This is a genomic window from Sphingomonas sp. MM-1, from assembly GCF_000347675.2.
In the GTDB taxonomy this organism is placed as follows: Bacteria; Pseudomonadota; Alphaproteobacteria; order Sphingomonadales; family Sphingomonadaceae; genus Sphingomonas_E; species Sphingomonas_E fennica.
In genome coordinates this window covers 1,759,501-1,775,290 of record NC_020561.1, presented here as the reverse complement: position 1 = coordinate 1,775,290, position 15,790 = coordinate 1,759,501, and the positions used below count along the sequence as shown (strand labels likewise).

The 15,790-nt window shown below is 64.8% G+C and carries 13 protein-coding genes and 1 pseudogene; 1 reads left to right on the top strand and 13 read right to left on the bottom strand.

The features are described from left to right. Positions 1 to 90: 90 nt before the first annotated feature. A complete protein-coding gene (locus G432_RS08660) occupies positions 91 to 564 on the top strand; it encodes a hypothetical protein (RefSeq protein WP_015458446.1) in 474 nt (157 codons plus the stop codon). Here G432_RS08660 and G432_RS08655 read toward each other — a convergent pair. The 13 genes and pseudogenes from G432_RS08655 to G432_RS08595 all read right to left on the bottom strand — a co-directional run. After that, positions 561 to 4,328 carry a conjugal transfer protein TraG N-terminal domain-containing protein gene (locus tag G432_RS08655; protein WP_015458445.1) on the bottom strand — a complete coding sequence of 1,256 codons (3,768 nt, stop codon included), beginning with the start codon at positions 4,326 to 4,328 and terminating at the stop codon, positions 561 to 563. The genes G432_RS08660 and G432_RS08655 overlap by 4 nt on opposite strands. A 12-nt stretch (positions 4,329 to 4,340) precedes the next feature. After that, on the bottom strand, positions 4,341 to 5,765 hold the full coding sequence (locus tag G432_RS08650) for a conjugal transfer protein TraH (RefSeq protein WP_015458444.1): 1,425 nt from the start codon (positions 5,763 to 5,765) through the stop codon (positions 4,341 to 4,343). Positions 5,766 to 5,818: 53 nt separating this feature from the next. Continuing rightward, the gene (locus tag G432_RS08645) at positions 5,819 to 6,394 is read right to left on the bottom strand and encodes a hypothetical protein (protein ID WP_015458443.1); all 576 of its coding nucleotides are present in this window, start codon (positions 6,392 to 6,394) and stop codon (positions 5,819 to 5,821) included. Further along, positions 6,394 to 7,284 carry a conjugal transfer protein TraF gene (locus G432_RS08640; RefSeq protein ID WP_015458442.1) on the bottom strand — a complete coding sequence of 297 codons (891 nt, stop codon included), beginning with the start codon at positions 7,282 to 7,284 and terminating at the stop codon, positions 6,394 to 6,396. The genes G432_RS08645 and G432_RS08640 overlap by 1 nt, the downstream gene beginning before the upstream one ends. Next, on the bottom strand, positions 7,281 to 7,886 hold the full coding sequence (locus G432_RS08635) for a S26 family signal peptidase (RefSeq protein WP_015458441.1): 606 nt from the start codon (positions 7,884 to 7,886) through the stop codon (positions 7,281 to 7,283). The genes G432_RS08640 and G432_RS08635 overlap by 4 nt, the downstream gene beginning before the upstream one ends. Continuing rightward, a complete protein-coding gene (locus G432_RS08630; RefSeq protein ID WP_015458440.1) occupies positions 7,858 to 8,715 on the bottom strand; it encodes a type-F conjugative transfer system pilin assembly protein TrbC in 858 nt (285 codons plus the stop codon). The genes G432_RS08635 and G432_RS08630 overlap by 29 nt, the downstream gene beginning before the upstream one ends. After that, positions 8,687 to 9,811 carry a conjugal transfer protein TraN gene (gene traN / locus G432_RS08625; protein ID WP_015458439.1) on the bottom strand — a complete coding sequence of 375 codons (1,125 nt, stop codon included), beginning with the start codon at positions 9,809 to 9,811 and terminating at the stop codon, positions 8,687 to 8,689. Before traN ends, G432_RS08630 begins: the two co-directional genes overlap by 29 nt. After that, on the bottom strand, positions 9,808 to 11,664 hold the full coding sequence (locus G432_RS08620) for a hypothetical protein (protein ID WP_015458438.1): 1,857 nt from the start codon (positions 11,662 to 11,664) through the stop codon (positions 9,808 to 9,810). The genes traN and G432_RS08620 overlap by 4 nt, the downstream gene beginning before the upstream one ends. Before the next feature lie 251 nt (positions 11,665 to 11,915). Beyond that, entirely contained in the window at positions 11,916 to 12,932 is a 1,017-nt protein-coding gene (locus tag G432_RS08615) for a TraU family protein (protein ID WP_015458437.1), read from the bottom strand. Beyond that, entirely contained in the window at positions 12,929 to 13,621 is a 693-nt protein-coding gene (locus G432_RS08610) for a hypothetical protein (RefSeq protein ID WP_015458436.1), read from the bottom strand. Before G432_RS08610 ends, G432_RS08615 begins: the two co-directional genes overlap by 4 nt. Then, a complete protein-coding gene (locus G432_RS08605; protein WP_015458435.1) occupies positions 13,611 to 13,844 on the bottom strand; it encodes a hypothetical protein in 234 nt (77 codons plus the stop codon). Before G432_RS08605 ends, G432_RS08610 begins: the two co-directional genes overlap by 11 nt. Then, positions 13,841 to 14,167: a hypothetical protein gene (locus tag G432_RS08600; protein WP_015458434.1), complete on the bottom strand. Its 327-nt coding sequence runs from the start codon at positions 14,165 to 14,167 to the stop codon at positions 13,841 to 13,843. Before G432_RS08600 ends, G432_RS08605 begins: the two co-directional genes overlap by 4 nt. A 5-nt stretch (positions 14,168 to 14,172) precedes the next feature. Beyond that, positions 14,173 to 15,624 (bottom strand): annotated as a pseudogene (locus tag G432_RS08595) (TraG/VirB4 family ATPase); the annotation flags it as partial. Positions 15,625 to 15,790 lie beyond the last annotated feature (166 nt).

Sequence of the window (15,790 nt, the reverse complement as noted above, 5' to 3'; positions counted from 1 at the left end):
ATGCTTGACGGGAAAGACAAGTTGCGTTCGCCATTTTCTGATGACGGTCCGCGCCCGATATGCTAGGGAAAGGCCGAAAGGATTTCCCCTGTGGAATCTGCCGTCGACGAACACCGCGCCGAGAGTGCCGTCAGCCGACAGAAGCTGTCGGCCTGGCTCTGGCGGCCATGGTACGCCAAGCTCTGGTGGATCGCCATTCCCATATGGTGGCTGGGGATGGCGGTGGCGACGCGCGTTGACGTTCTCGCCGCATTCTATGGCGGCGCACTCGCGGGCTATCTGAACGTCCTGTTTTTCCCGATGACGGCGCTCATGGTGCTGGGTGTCGGCTATGTCCGGGAGCGTCTGGACGGATTTGTGGGTCCAGGCGATGGAATGCCGCTGTCCGATGAAGAGGTGTCGGACGCTGCAAGGCGCATCTGGGAGGACCATGACCGGGCGGTGAAAAGCTCCCGGGCTGGGTTTGACATGTTGGACCCGCGGTCGGGACTGCTCTGGATTGGCAACCCGGCGAACCCTAACAATCCGGGTTACATTGACCCGCATACAGGCAAGCACCGTTAACGCTTCTTGAAGCTGCTGTCGCCGTCACCAGGGCTGCCTTTGATGTCAGTAGAAAAGCTTCCTCTGGAGAGGACAGAGTTTTGTTCCACTGATGTCAGCGGACCTGTGATGTCGAAAGTCGCGCGACCATCGTCTGCGTCCTGGAGGTAGCGATTGCGCATACCTTCGCTACCGAGGATGCGGTTCGACAGCTCCCGGGAAAAAGTCGCTTCGGGATTGCTGGAGCGCGCCGCAGCTCGTTCAGCGGCAGCAATGGAATCACGCACATCATAGTTGACGACGTCCATGGTGGACTGCGCATTCTCGCTCGTAACTCCCTGATCCGTGCTTCGGAAGCCAACGTCACCGCCGAACCGACCAACTGTGGTCTTCCCTTTACTGACAGTTTGAGTGGTTCCTCGTTGCCGTCCCTTGCCGCCCGACGATGAGCCAGTACTCGTGCCTTCACTATCTGATGCAGATACCGTTCCCCCAGCTTCGATACCGACTGTGGTTCCCATCGTTGTCTGATCCTGGGCCGATCGTGACAGCGTTCTCTGCCATCCGGTTTGGGCCATGATCGCCTGCACATCGCGCTGGAGTGTATCGGCGACCTGCGGCTTCAGGCGCCATTCGCCCTTGCGGTCCATCTCGAACCCGCCGCGCAGCCAGTTGGCGAGTTGGGCCTGGCCTTCAGCGCCGCCGCCCATGAAATGCTCGATCGTATCCGGCCCTGCCTGCTTGCCGGCTTCGAACCGTGTGCTGGTGTCGCTGCGCGCCGACCGGCTGAAGTCCGTCCCACTGGAGACGAGCAGGTCATTATGCGCGAAACTGAAGCGGGCGTGTCCGCCGTTTGCGATCGCGCCGAGTTGGCTCTCGTTGATCAGGCCCGACTTCCACATCGCCGCCGCGGTTTCCGGGGTGAGGTTGAGGCTGAGGTCGCCATTCTGGTCCATCGCGATCTGCCGCTTCGACAGCTTGATGCCGTTTTCGGCGAGCAGCCCTTGCATGCGGGTCAGGCGCTCCCGGTCGACGATCGACGTCAGGCGCTCGTTCCGCGCGCGGTCGGCGATGCCGGCAGCGCCGCCTTCGGCCATATCGACCTGGTTGCCCGCCGTCCGGCTCAGCGCCTGGATGAAGCTGTCGAGTCGCGCTGCCTCGCGTGTCGAGACGCCCGCCGCGGCAGCACCCTCGGCATAACCGAAATTCTCCGATTGGCGCCGCTGCTCGCCGATCCGTGCAGCGCTGCGCGTGCCGTCGGTTCCAACTTCTCGCTGCGCATCGAGTCTGCCCGAGCGCTCCGCGAAGTCATAGCCAGCCGCCTCGCGCGTGCGGCCATAGATGCTAGTCCCCTCCCGAGCGGCTTCGGCGCTGGCGCCATCGGCGGTTCCCACCCGCACGGCGGCATTATATCGCTCGAGCGCGGCTTCCACCTGGGCCTCGTTCCTTCCGGTGGCGCGGGAAAGCTGCGTGATGGCCGTGCTGCGGGCCTCGCCGGACAGGGCATTGATGAAGCCGATGCGTCGCGAGGTCTCATCGACGGATAGCCCAAGCATCGAGGCCGCCTCGCGTTGACCCTGATTGCTACCGCTGCGCCAGCCCTGCTCGGTCGCGACGTTGGCACGTTCGACACCCGCGACATTATCGCCCGCATAGTCACGCCGCCCCTCCATGGCGCCCACCTGCACTTGCGCCGAAGTGAGATCGTTCCTCAGCATTTGCTCCTGGTCAAATGTGTTGGCGATCAGCTTGGCGAAGGTCGGATCGGCCTGGGCCTCTCCGATCACGCCCGATGCCTTGAGCTGGGCATCGCTGGCCGAATATCCTGCCCGCTCGAAATGGCGCGTCGCGGCCTGCATCATCATGCCATAAGCCCGCTGATCGCCGAATGCCCGCCATTGAACGAGGTTCTGGCTGAAGGCCGCGAATGTCCTCTCGCCGGCTTCTCCCTGACCAAAATAACCATTGCCAAGGTTCCTCAGTGCGTCCTTCTCTGCGAACTGATGGATCGCCGTGGTGGCGGCATTGGCCTGAACGGCGCGCGCCACCGCCGGATCGGCCATATCCCGGCCTGCGAGGGCCGGGGCGAGGCTGCCGAGTTGGCGAGAGCCCTCGATGCCGCCAAGCGCCATCGCTGTCCCCCCGGCGATACCGGGGCGCTCGCCGAGAATACGACCCGCCTCGCCGAACACGCGATTGGTGCCGAAGGTCGAGCGTTCTCCGAAGTCGCCAAAGCTCGACGCGGCTGCAGCGCGGGACCGTGTCCCCAAAGCCGAAGCCTGAGCCTCCAGCGCCGAGGCCTGCCCCTCGGCGGTGCCCATGGGTGCCGCGGCGGCCGTGCCCTGGCTCGCCACGCCGAGCGAGCCCGATGTGAAGGCCGTGAACACGTTGCCGCTGAAGCGGAACACGGTGAACACGAACGCGCCGGCTAGGCCGGCCGCTGCCGTGCGGAAGCTCCCGAAGATCGCGAGCGCCTTCATCGCTGCCGAAGGAGCGAGCAGCCAGGCGTTGGCCGCAAGTGCGTTCGAGCGAAGCTCCGCCAGCGTCGCCGTCGCGCGCCCGAGCGTGAGCTGATAGATGCCCGCGTCGATCACGCCCCAGAGCGCGACGAACACGAACATGCCGAGCGCAAAGCTGGCGACCCGCAGATTGATCGGCGTCAGGATGAACAGCAGCGCGATCGGGATCATGAACAGCATGATCCCGAATACGGTTGCGCGGATCGTTGGCATCCATTCGTTCGCCACCGACATGGTAGCAAGCCCGTTGGAGATGACGGCCCGATTGGCCATGACCCGCGCCGCGCTCGCCGGCGAATCCTCGAACAGCACATCGCCCACCGTGTTGCCGAGCAGGATATGGGTCAAGAAAGCTTGTGCGCTCAGCGGACGGCCCAGCATCATCTGGCCCATTTCGCCGAGCTGTTCCCGGCATCGCGCCATCTGCGCGGCATTCTCCGTATCGTAGCCCGTCCGGGCGCAGATCTGCTTGGTGTAGCTATCGAACAGCACCGGGTCGGACAAGCGATCCGAGATATGCGTCCAGGCATCGGTGCAACTGACCGTCGTGCCGCCCTTGTCGGCTTCGGTATAGACCGTCGAGAAGGTGGCGGGCCCCGCCATCGCCCCAAACGAGGCGGGGAGGTCGGTCGAGGTCCGGAAGAGCTGGTCATCGTCGACGCCGTAGGCGGCCGAGACCCGCGCGACGGGATAGCATTGACGGACATAGTCCTTGATCGTCGCATCCAGAAAAACGTCGGTCATCGGACCGCGCGGTGAGACGGCGTTCAGGAACAGGTCGAAGCTGTGCCCGCCGGCGCCGAACTCGATCTTGGCATCGGGATCGAGCGTGTTGTCGTCGATCGTCTCGACCATCGCCCGCTCGATCATGTTGGTCGCGCCTGCGACGAGCACGAGGAGGTTGGGGACGCCGCCGACCGGCTGATAGGCGTTGCGAACCCGGTCGTAGACATGGACCGTGCCGGTCGTGGCGACCAGCCCGACGAACAGGCCGACACCGATCAGGATCTGGAACCCGAAGGCGACCAGCCCCATGCCCGTGCCGCGCACGCTCGCGAGGATCGCGCCAAGCCCGATCCCGACCGTCGCGACGATCATCACCAGCGTCTCGTAGCGTGGGTCGCCGAAGATCATCGACACCATGCGGAAGGCGTCGACCGTCTCGGCGAAGCCGTCATAGGTGTGGAAGCTCGTATCGACCGCCAGTGCGGGCGAGGCGAGGAACAGGGCGGGAAGGGCGGCCAGAAGCCTCGCAAGCCGGCGCATGACGGTCCGATCCTATTGGTTGCGGGCTGCGGCGCCGGCGGCGTCGCGGGCATCGCGGTCGCGGTCGCGCAGGAGTCCTGCGTAGTTGGCGGAGAGATTGGCCTGATTGAGCGCCGCCATGTAGCTTTGACGCATCTGCGCGCGCTGGCGCAGCACCTCGTCCCTGAGATCGCGCAGTTGCTCGATGCCCTTGGAAAGAATCCGCGTTTGGCAGACATTCTTGGTGTTCGCATCGCCCGAGCCCGCGACCGTCGCGCCGCGCTCGGCATTCGAGACGGTGAAGTCGATGGTCCGGGTCAGGTCGTTGAGCATCTGGTAGGCGAGGGTAAGCGCCACCAGCTCGTCGGTATCGGCGATCACGGAATCGACGACGCCCTGGCGCACCCCCCATTCGAGCATGCGATAGACGGGAAGCGTCCGGACATTGGCGACGAACTGTCTCTCGTCCGCCGACAAGGCGGCGCGCGTCCGGATCTTGACGGCGATCGACTGCATGCGCTCGCGGGCGAGCACAAGCGCACCGCGCCCACTGCCATCCTGCGAACAGTCGGCGCCCGTCGGCGGAATATTGAGGGAGCGGCGCTGGACCTGGCCGGTCAAGAAATCTTGCGCGCTTTCCGTGTCTTGTGCGGGGCACTGCGGAATAGCCGTGAACAGCGGCACGCGGTCGCCATCGTCCCACCGCATATAGACGTCGCCGACCCTGGCACGCATCACGCTCGCCCAGTCGCCCGCGCCGACCCGCGATGCGGCATGGGAAAGCAGCGAGCCGGTGCGGAAAATGTCAGTCACCTCTGCCGGGCAGTTGGCGAGCGCGTCCTTCAAGTCCTCGGTGGGATTGTTGTTGTTGGCCTCGATCCTCTCGCGGCTCTGTTGGTAGCTCTTGGCGAACCCTTGCTTGACCGAACGGTAGCCCGTCATCTCCTCGATGATGCCGCTCATGTTGTCGTCGCCCTTGGCGATCTGGACCATGCGGTTGGCGAGGCGGCAGTCGTTGACCTGGATCGAATTGAGGAAGTTGGTCGCCGCTTCCATCTTCGAGATGATATTGCCCATCTTTTCGTCGAGCGTCTCGAGCAGATACTGGAACGCGACCGCCGGCGCCGCCTGCAGGATGCTCTCCAGCTTCTGAACCAGATAGTCGGGGTCGAGGAACGACATGCCCCCCAGAAACATGTCGATGCCGCCGCAGCCGGCCCGCACTTTCGGCAGGCTCACCGACATGAGATAGTCATTGTGGACGTCCACCCGGCCGGACATGCCACCAGCCGTCACATAGCCCCGGGTCTGATCCTCGAAGCTGCCCGGACTGGTGTAGGTGACATTGTCGAACCAGCTCTCCGCCCAACTCTGCGCATGGGCAGGCGCGGCAGAGACAACTGTCGCCAGGGCGAGGACGATCAGTGCGCGGACGGCGGCGCGACGGCAAGCGAACATGGCGGACTCCGAACGATATGGGATGAAGGAGGAAGGACCGAGCCCGCCATCGCTCAGCGCCTTCCCGGGCGGGTCGCCGGCAGCCCCACGATGCCGGTGAACTTGGACATGGCCCGGACGCCGACATCGGGGCGCACGCCCGTCAACATCTTCGCGGCCAGATAAAGGTTTCGGGCCAGATTGGGCGCAAGGTCCGTGCCGATCGCCACCGGCACGATGCGCGCATCGTCGGCCACCGGCCGCACCCAGGCAACCGGATGCCCGACCCACGGCAGACCGAGGCGTCCCGAACGGATCATCGCCTCCTGACTGCCGATCGTGTGGACCTGCCAGCCATAGCGCGCGCCCAGCGCCGTCAGCTTGGTCCACAGGTCTCCGCAGGGTACGCAGCCGGGGCTTGTCGTCATCTCGATGATGAAGGCGGCCCCATGTCCGCGAAGCGTCGTTGTGAAGTCGTCGGGAAAGTCACGCGTGACGGGTACGCGCGAGAGCCACGTCTGCATGGTCTTCGCTTCGCCGGCCGGGTGGATCGCGGCTCGCATCGCGTCCTCCCGGCTGACGGTCTGCGCGGCTGCCGATCCCATGCCAATAACGAGGCCCGGGATACCGAGGAGGATGAGGCCGCGCATCACGGCCTCGGCTCACCGGAGGATTCCACGAGATCGCCGCCGAGCGCTCGCGGATCGGTCGCCGAAACCGGGCCGTTGCCAAGCGCGTCGAAGAACCCCGCATCCTCGCCCGGACCAGTCATGAACTGCTCCGGCCGGATGTCGCCACGCAGCAGACGGACCGCTTGATAAGCCATCTGCGCGAGGTTGGGATAAGCCTCGACGCCCGAGGCGATTATCATGCGCTGCTGACTTCCTCGGCGAATGATCATCGTCGTCGGGGTGATCTGGACACCGAACCGCTCCGCGAGCTCCGGTCGCCTGTCGAGATCCATGAGCGTGACCTGCCAGCCCATCTCCTCTTGGAAGCGCTGGATGATCGGCCACTGCACACGGCAATAGCCGCAGGTCGGACGTGAGAACATCACGAGAGCGAACTCGCCGGCATGGGCGCGCAGGTAGGACCGCCGGATGGCATCCTTCTCGGCGGTCAGCTCCGAACGGGCGTCTCCGACCATCGGGTTCGCGGACTTCGAGTTGAGTTCGGGATATTGCAGCATCGCGATCTGGGTGACGCCGGCGAAGGCCCGCGCCTTACGCCGCGCGAAATCCTGAAGCCTCCAGAAATCCGCGACGGCATCGACCGTCAGCACCGTCGCTGCATAGTCTCGCTGCTCCTCGATGAGCTTACGGATCCTTGGCGGTGTCCACGTCGCCAACTCCGCCATCGGCGGGATCATCGGCTTCACAAGTGCGTCGGGCTGCTGTTTCTCCTCTGCCTTGGGCTTCGGCGCTTCATACCACCAATAGCCTTGACGCGACCCGGAGGCCTGGCCGGCCGTCTGCGCGGCCGCCAGCGCGGGCGTGAGAAGGAAGCAGACGCCTGCAACTATGAACCTTCGCGCGCTCACAGGATGCGCTCCATCCGAGTGAGACGCACAATCGGCAGGAGCCCGAAATAACGGCTGTCGAATCCACGCGGATGCGTCGAGCCGACATAGACCATCCCGGGGGGAATGATCCCACTCCACCGCATATGATCGAGCTTCATGCCGTTATGCGCTTGCGGAAGGCTCACGCCCAGGAGCACGCCGTTGCAAAAATAATGACCGTCCCGGCTGCGCGGGAGGAGAGGCGATGGGGTCTCGAACATCGTCAGCCGATCGCCCGCCATGCAGAGCGCATGCTTGGTGACGGATACCCGATCCGGCCCAGCGATCGGGTGATGAAGCGTGAACATGACATAGTCGCCGCGCGCTATCGGCCCTGGGCTCTTGCGCACCGCGAAAGCATCGATCGACGGCGACATGACCAGCGCGACCTGCGGCACGATGAACGCCGCGATCGCAGCGATCGGCAGCACGACGAGCATGGCGCGTGCGAGCCGCTCAGGCCGTGCCGGCTGATCCGGCCCCGGCGCCCCGAGCGCAATCGCCGCCTTGCGCGGCAATCGGCGCAGACGTGGCCACAGGCCGGCGATAGCCCTAGCGAGCGCCCAGAAGAGCCTGAGCATGGCTTACCTCCTCCTTTCCGCCGAGGCGGGCATACTCTTCGAACATCCCGGAAAGCGCGCTGTCCCCGAAGACGACGTGGGCGGCACGGGGGCTTTCATCGTCGCGCTCGCAATAGGCCTGGGTGGGATCGCCCGGGATCATGGCAAGCGCCGGAACCTGGGATATCCCGTGCTGGCGAAAGACGATCGGATCGATGATGAGTTGAACGTCGCGCATCGCGCAGTTCGGCCCTTCGCAGCCCGGATCGAGCCGGAGGATCTGCGCTGTCAGCTTCGCCATGGGGGCCATTTTCCTGAGACCCCCCGGCGCGCCGCGAAACGCCATGACGCCGCGGACCTTCTCGAGTTGGATCGCATAGTTGCGCAGAGTCGAGATCGGCATGGAAGAGGACACGAACAGGACCGGGACCCAACCCTTGGCAGCGGAAGCTGGACTCGCCTTGGCGAGCGCCTTCTCCTCCGCAGGCTCAAGCCCCAGCGCCTGGCGCAGTGTCTTGGCCTGCCGTTCGCGCTCGGCCGCGAGGCTCGCCTCGCCGCGAGCCTGCGCGGCGCGAGCGCGTGCCTCCATGTCCGGCGCCGGAAGTCGCTTGTGCAGGCCGTCGAATGCGCGCCGTCGGTCCGCTGGGTTGTCGGTGCGTGGAAGCTGGGGATCGGGAAGCTGGGCCGCATCGGCCTTGCCGCGCGAGACCGCGCTCTCGAGCCGGTTCATGCTGTCTTGGCCCTGATCTGCCGCTGACTGGCGCGCGCTGTCCTGCGCGAGCGCGGCGGTCGCCGCGCCCAGCAGCGCGAGGAGGGTGGCGCTATGGATTGACCGCTTTGAGATACGCATCGATGCGCTCCCCCATGTCTATCTGGATGTCGGATTGGGCGCGGGCCTCGATGTCCGCATAATATTCGGAGAGATCCATCTTGCTGAAATCGAGCGCCTGGAACTCCTCGGGCGTGAAGCCCCTGCACATCGGCTTCTTCGCCGTGCCCCAAAGGTTGCCGTTGAAAGCCTTGAGCTGCGGGCGGCCCTGCTCTTGGATCAGCCTCCCGAGCTTCGTATTGAAGCAGCAATGGCCGCGCGCCTTCTGCAGACAGATGCCAAGGAAGCTCGAGGTGCAGTAACTGCCGATCTCGTGGCACATGCCCGACGAGCGGAGCATTGCCGTCTCCATGTCCTGCTGGTCACAGCCGGAGAACAGGAAATCGATCATGAAGTTGATCGCGAGGCTGACCGCGAGCGATGTCGGGTCGAGACCGACGATCAGGGCATTGGCACCGGCGCTTGCGGCCTGGCTCGCGGTCGCTCCGGCCTTGAAGGCCACATAGGCGGCTTTCATGCCCGTGAACACGCCCTTGGCGACCGCGATCTTGGTACCGATCGACGAGATGGAGGACCCCATCCCGTCCTTCACGATCTTTCCCTTGTCCTTGCAGCAGTTCGCAAAGGTGGTCGAAAGCCCGGCGGGCCGGCACCGCACCCCGCGGCCCGAGAATATCTCGATATTCCCGAGGCAATTGCCGTCTGCATCGATGCCGCCATCCGGCTCCGTGCCAGGATCGTCCATCGGCGGCTCATCCACGATGGGATTGGTCGCGAGATCGGCGCATTGGTTGGGCGAGCAAGCCGGCGGGCCGCCCTCGGTCTTCACCAGGCAAGCATATTGCGGGCCGACTGGGCAGCTATATTGCCCCATCGCGTCCGCGACGCAGTCGACCTCCTGGATCGGGCAAAGCCACGCGCCGCTGGTCGTCGAACGGCAGCTTGCCTGCTCGCCCTCATCGGCCGCATCGCCATTGTTGTTGAGGTCAGCCGCGCAGATATTCTGCGCGCGGGCGGCGCTCGGACAGCCAATCGCAACGCTCGCTCCGAGCACCAGCGCGAGCGCGGCGCCGCGCGGGTCGAGATACCAGTATCGCGTTGTCGCAAGACCCGTCATGGCACGTTCCCCGTGCAGACCATGTCGGCCCCGGCGAGGCGCACCGTCTGCATCATCACCACCGCTTCCGGGAAATCGTCGAGGCATCCGCAGGCGGAGACAATTTCCTCGCCGGGCCCTGCCGGGCATCGATTGTCCGAGGTGCAGGCGTGGAAGAAGCTGTCGTAGCCCGTCGGCACATTCTGTTTCGCGCCCACCACGCCATCGGGCGCGGCTTCGCTATTGGCTTTGGGCGCGCGCGTCTTGCAGACGGGCTCGCACGCCGGCACGGAACCACGGTCGGGGAGGCTGAAAGCGCGCGTCGATGTCGCGTAGCTGCCGTCGCTCTGGAGCGTCCGGTCGGCCAGCATCGTCTCCGTCGAATGGTCGATGATATAGGCGCCGCGGCTCGTGTCGGGCCTCGCGATATCGTCGACCGCGCAACGATAGGTCCGATCCTTCAGGAAGAAGTCGCGGGTGAGTTGTGTCGGGCAACTTGGTCCACCCAATATGCGGGTTTGGGGCAGGGGCCTCAGGCCGGTCGCGACGCCGTTGATCCATGTCTGGACACCATCGGCCAGCTCGCTGTCGAGCTTGCATTGCGGGTCGGACACGATCGCTCCGCAACCGTCGACAACCTGCTCCAGCGTCTTGCAGCTATTGTCGACATCGACATGGACCTGCGCAAAACCTTCGCCTCCCTCCGCAACCGCAACGCGAAGCCAGATCTCGTGGTCGCCGGCCGTGAGATAGGGACGCAGGTCGAGATTGGGGTAGGAGTAGAAGGTCTTCTTCAGCTCGCACTTGCCCGGCGGAAGTCCGAGCGTGGTCCAGGGCGAGGGGCCAGAGCCCACCAAAATCCCGTCGATCCGCACCTGCGCCCAATCGTCGGCGAAGAACTGAACAAGCCGTGCGTCAACGATCCGGTCGGGATCGTTTACATGCAGCACCATACGGAAGTCGATGAGCGTGCAGCTTCCACCGGCCAGGCTGTTATCCGCCGGTGAGCCCATCAGGAAGTCGAACGAGGTGCCGTTCTCGATCGTCGAATAACCGCCCGACGTTCGGCTGATGATATCCTCGGCGCCGGGTTTCAATACGGTCACTCGCCGTTCGATCGAGCAATGGCGATATTGGACCGCCGTGCCGCTGCCGATCGCTGACCCCTTGAGCGCCTGGAACACCGAATTGCCCGTCGATGCGGCATACGCATCCGATGCGATGGTCGCGGGATTGGCGCGATAAGCGGTCTGCGGGAGGTCGGGGTTGGCGGAGCAGGCGGTCGATTGCGCGCCGACATAGCGGATAGAGGGCCCGTCGATGACGGCCTCGGCAACGCCATAGCGCGGGTCGGCCGTGGTGAGCGCCCCGATCATCCCGCCACCAAGGTCGCGCAGCACCGAGGCCATGTTGCCCCAGGCGAGGTTGGTGCCGCAGCTATTGTTGAGGCAATAGCATCCCGCGAGCTTGGGCATGTCGACCGAGGTCAGCTTGAGCACCTTCGCCGCGTCGACATCCCAACGGAAGAAGCTGCAACCGTTCCAGGTTCCGGGCTGGCAGGAGATGACTCCGTTCGCGCAAATTCCCGACACCGGCACGGGAAGGTTCACCGTGCTGTCGACCGATCCGTCGAGATCGGTGTCGCGGGCGATCGTGACCTTGCCGAGGTCGCCGGTCCCTGCCGGCTGCACGAGCACTTCGAGCATCGTCGCGGTCTTCTGGCAGGCGATGTTGGGCGCGAAGGTCCGGCTGTTGTCGACAGTCGAAATCTGCTGACCGGCGAGGCCTGGCGTCACATAATTCTGCTGAAGCGCGTCGCTGTCGCTGGTCTTTGCACGCGACGCCTCGGCGGCGGCGCGGGCGCGCTCTTCCATCGTCTGCGCCGATGCGGGCGAAGCAAGAGGAAGGGCCAGCGCGGTCGCGACGATGGAACAGGCGGAGAGGAAGCGCCGATCCCATCGGGGGTGTATCGCGGCCGCGCTGGCCGGGGGTGGAGCGACGCCGCCAGGGGGGCATAGCAGCGCCGCTCCGGTCCCGCGCGGAAGCCATCGGCCGTAGGGGCCTTGGCGAACAGACCTCCGGAGTGGACGGCTGTCTCGCGCGGAACAGGGAGGAAGGGACCCGCTCACGGCACCGGTATCCCGGCGCAGCAGATCACCTTTTCGAAAAGCATGAACTGGGCGTTGTCCTTCCCCGGCGCATGCTTGGCCGAGGACCAAAGCGCGCCTGGGCGGCCAATGTTGACGCACTTGCCGCCCTTCACCGGCTCCATGATCTGGAGCTTGTAACGGGACTTGGTCCAGACGGGCTGGGGCACGAACGAGCAGCCGTCCGCCGAACTGACGGTAAGCGCGCCCAGCCGCCCCATCATGAAGACGCCGCGGGCCGCGAGCCCTGCCCAAGCTTCGACCGAGTCATCGAAATGAATATCGCCGGCGATCGGATAGGTCGCGCCCCAGCTCCCCATGCACCAGAACAGGGGGTCGATCACCTTGCCCGCCGCGGCTGCGGCGCTGTCGCCCATGCAGGCGAGGCCGGCAGCGGGGTTGCCGAACAATATGCCCTCAGGCTGGATGATCGCGCCGAGCGTCCCCGACTGCCAGGTCGGCAGAACCTCGGTGATCATGGCGACATCGAAGCCGTCATTCTCGAGGCACGGCAGGTCCGTGAACATGTCGAGCATCGCCCAGACCGGCGAGATGTAATAGTGCATCTGGGCGAACATCTTGCGCGTGTTCGTCCCGTCGGAAATCGACGATTGGCTGCCCTGCAGCTTGCCTCCGGTCGGCAGCAGGTCGGCGCCCAGCGCCATCATGCAGCCCGGTTCGGTCACGACGTCGACCATCCGGTTCGGCGACCAGTAGGAGACCTTGACCCCGAACCAGAACTGGATGCCTTTGCGGCAGGCGCACAGAGGCTTGGACGAGGATTGCGCGTCGAGCGCCTTGTCGAGCTTGTCGAAGCTCCCCACCCGAATGCCGCCGACCGTGATCGGAAAGATGCAGGTCCAGCGCACCTTGGTGATCGGATTGAAGACGGTGCCCGCCTCGCATTTGGAGGCGTGGGCCTGGCTCGGCCAAGCGAGCGTCATCAGCAGCCCGATGATAAGACCCGTAACAAAGACGGGGAGACGCCCGATCATCGCGTCACTCCTTTCGCCACGGCCACGGTGGCCCGGCTCTTCGGCCCATATTCGGTGAGGATGAGGCGCGTGCCGGACTGCTCGACGATGACCGGCGCCACGGTGAGTCCCAGGCGCTGCTTGACCCGCTCCTCAAGGATGTAGATCGGACGACCGGTCTTCTCACTCAGGTCGATCGCGTCGCCATTCTGAGTCCCAAGCGCCGAGAGCAGGATGAAATCGCTCGCGCGGGCGTTGCGAAGCGCCCAGCCGAGATCTCGAGGATGCACGACGACGAGGCGCTGTGGCAGCTTCACATAGGTCAACGGGTTGAACGTGAAGCCTTTCGGGTAGAGCGTCTTGCCGCCCGGCAGCGTGATGTCGAAGTCGAGCGTGTAGAAGGGGACGACGCTGCGCACCCGATCAGCGCCGGCGACCCCGAGCGGCGCGGCCTTGAGCGCGCTCCATTTGTCGCGCGGGCCGAACGCCTTGCTCATGTCGCTGGGCAGCGTCGCGACCTTGGTCTCGATCTCGGCAAGCGCGTCGGGCTCCGCGATCGGCCAGGTCCGGCCGATCGTGCTGCGCGATGGGGCGCTGCCGGCGACCGGCCCAGCGGCGGCGAGCGTGGCAGCCACAGCCAGCGCATTGCCCGTCAGGAGCACGAGGACGATGGGCCCGCGGCGGACCCGGCGCAGCAGATCAGCGGCCATGACGGCGCCTCCAATCCTGTTCGGGCGGCTCGGGAATGCCGATAAGGGCGGCGATGAACGCGCAGGAGGCGAGAGGGGTTAGGGTCCAGATCAGAACGCCTGCCCCAGCGCCGAGCGCCGGCGACATGAGCAACAGCGTGCTCTGCACCAGCATGAGCAGGAAGCCGCTGACCGTGAGCCGGATCGCCGATTGCGACGGCGCGGAAGAGATGAGGCCGTTCATTTGCCTCTTCTCCGACGCAGGCGGCTCATCAGCTTCGCTGTACCCGCCGAAAGGCTCAGCAGCAGGAGGCCGGTCGCGAAGCAAGAAGCAGCAACGAGGAGCGAGGCGCGCAGCACCATCATCGTCGGCTGCTTAAGAAGGAGCCCGGCGACGAGCACCAGCAGGCCGATCATCACCGTCTCGATCGCCACGAGCCGGAACCGCCACTGGAAGGACTCCGCTTCGAACCGCTCAGCAAGACGCCGCTCGACGATCACTTCGATGGCTTCGTTGTCGGACCAGTTGAGCGGCAACTGATCGGGGTGCGGACGATGGCGTGTCATGGCCGTCATGCTCCCGCGAAGGCCGGCGCGCCGGGCGCGCCGAGGATTTGCGAGGGCTCGACACCGGCCAGCCGGCACACCGCCTCGAGCGGCGAAAGGCCCTGGCGCATCAGCGCCTCGAACGCGGCGACCTCATCCGGCGCGGAGGTATTGATCCAATAAGAGAAGGGATCGACGACAAGCCGCGCAATGCCGAGGCCAAGCGGAGAGTCGATGAACACCTCGGAATAGTGGGGCTTTGAATTGCGCACCGACTTCAGCAGGTCGAGGACGAAGCCCGAATAATCGAGAATCTTGTTGTCGACCGCGCGATCGTAGGTCGATCCCTGCAGGAGGAACCGGGTCGCGGCGTTTTCGAGGATGACTTGGCCGGTTCCGCCGAACAGCATGAGGTCGTTCATGCTCTGCAGGACGACGCCGAAGCTGCCGCGATACTTACGCGCGCGTCGATAGCCCTGGCTGATCGCTTCGGCCAGACGACTGAGATCCTGCCCCGCAGTGGGCGTGATGAACTGGGCGGCTTCCTCGCACAGTACGAAGCGCGGGCGATCGCGCGCGGAGAGATAGAGTTCCTGGGTGACCGCGTTGACCACGACCATGACGATGACGTTGAACAGGTCAGGCATTGCCTTGAGGCGCTCGAGCTCGAGCACCACGAATTCATCGTTGCGGATGTCGAGGGTCGAAGGGCCGTTGAAATAATGGCCATAGGCGCCGCCCGAGCCGAAATCGCGCAGGTTGAAGGCGAGCTCACGCGCTGTCGGCACGAGATGGTCGACGCGGTCGAGATCGGTCTCTACCAGCGAGGGATAGGTTCCGAGCCATTCGCGCACCGCGTCGATGCCATGATCGGCCCGCCCCGTGTCGATGGTCCATTGGACAGCGGACTTGAGCAGGTTCCACTCGGAGGTCGTGACGCCCTTGCGGGTCGATGCATTCGCCATTTCGGCGACGATCGCCACGGCCATGGTAATCGCCGACTGCTTGTCGTCGCCATCGAGCGCGAGCCCCATGTCGAAGGGGTTCAGAACCAGATGCTCTTCACCGATATCGATGTAGCGGCCCGAGCAGAGCGTGCAGAGCTTCCGGTAGCTCCCGCCGATGTCGATGATGCGAATGAGCGCGCCGCAAGCATAATATTGCTGGCAGAGGTTGTTGAGTAGGAAGCTCTTGCCCGCCCCGCTCTCGGCCGAGACAATGAAATTGTAGTTGTTGATCCTCGGATCGAACAGATCGAGCGTGACGAGCTGGCCCTTGCGGCCGGTATAGAGCAACGCCGGACGCCCGCCGCCACGAAAGTCGGTCTGGATCGGCGCCATCAGCACCGCCGCCTTCACCGGCATCCGGAAGTCCCGCTCGAGCAGGCGCAACGTCGTGCGGTCGGGATAGAGCCCAAAGGGCAGACTCATCACAAGCAGCGTCGGATTGAGATAGCTCTCCTCCTGCATCGGGAAGTGATGTGGGGTCCAAGGACGTCCACCAACGTCTTTAGAATGAATTTAAGTTGGCGTAAATAAAGGAATTTTCCTCCACCAACGAATTCGGTGATACAGTCGAAGCCACTCACTGATATGTCCAAGTTTGGCGCCAAGTAGCGGGAAATTTGCTCTCCATCCCTCTGCT

Coding starts and splice junctions, on each gene's coding strand:
- G432_RS08655 (WP_015458445.1), bottom strand. CDS start 4,328: ATGCGCCGGCTTGCGAGGCTTCTGGCCGCCCTTCCCGCCCTGTTCCTC.
- G432_RS08650 (WP_015458444.1), bottom strand. CDS start 5,765: ATGTTCGCTTGCCGTCGCGCCGCCGTCCGCGCACTGATCGTCCTCGCC.
- G432_RS08645 (WP_015458443.1), bottom strand. CDS start 6,394: ATGCGCGGCCTCATCCTCCTCGGTATCCCGGGCCTCGTTATTGGCATG.
- G432_RS08635 (WP_015458441.1), bottom strand. CDS start 7,886: ATGCTCAGGCTCTTCTGGGCGCTCGCTAGGGCTATCGCCGGCCTGTGG.
- G432_RS08630 (WP_015458440.1), bottom strand. CDS start 8,715: ATGCGTATCTCAAAGCGGTCAATCCATAGCGCCACCCTCCTCGCGCTG.
- traN (WP_015458439.1), bottom strand. CDS start 9,811: ATGACGGGTCTTGCGACAACGCGATACTGGTATCTCGACCCGCGCGGC.
- G432_RS08620 (WP_015458438.1), bottom strand. CDS start 11,664: ATGGAAGAGCGCGCCCGCGCCGCCGCCGAGGCGTCGCGTGCAAAGACC.
- G432_RS08615 (WP_015458437.1), bottom strand. CDS start 12,932: ATGATCGGGCGTCTCCCCGTCTTTGTTACGGGTCTTATCATCGGGCTG.
- G432_RS08610 (WP_015458436.1), bottom strand. CDS start 13,621: ATGGCCGCTGATCTGCTGCGCCGGGTCCGCCGCGGGCCCATCGTCCTC.
- G432_RS08605 (WP_015458435.1), bottom strand. CDS start 13,844: ATGAACGGCCTCATCTCTTCCGCGCCGTCGCAATCGGCGATCCGGCTC.
- G432_RS08600 (WP_015458434.1), bottom strand. CDS start 14,167: ATGACACGCCATCGTCCGCACCCCGATCAGTTGCCGCTCAACTGGTCC.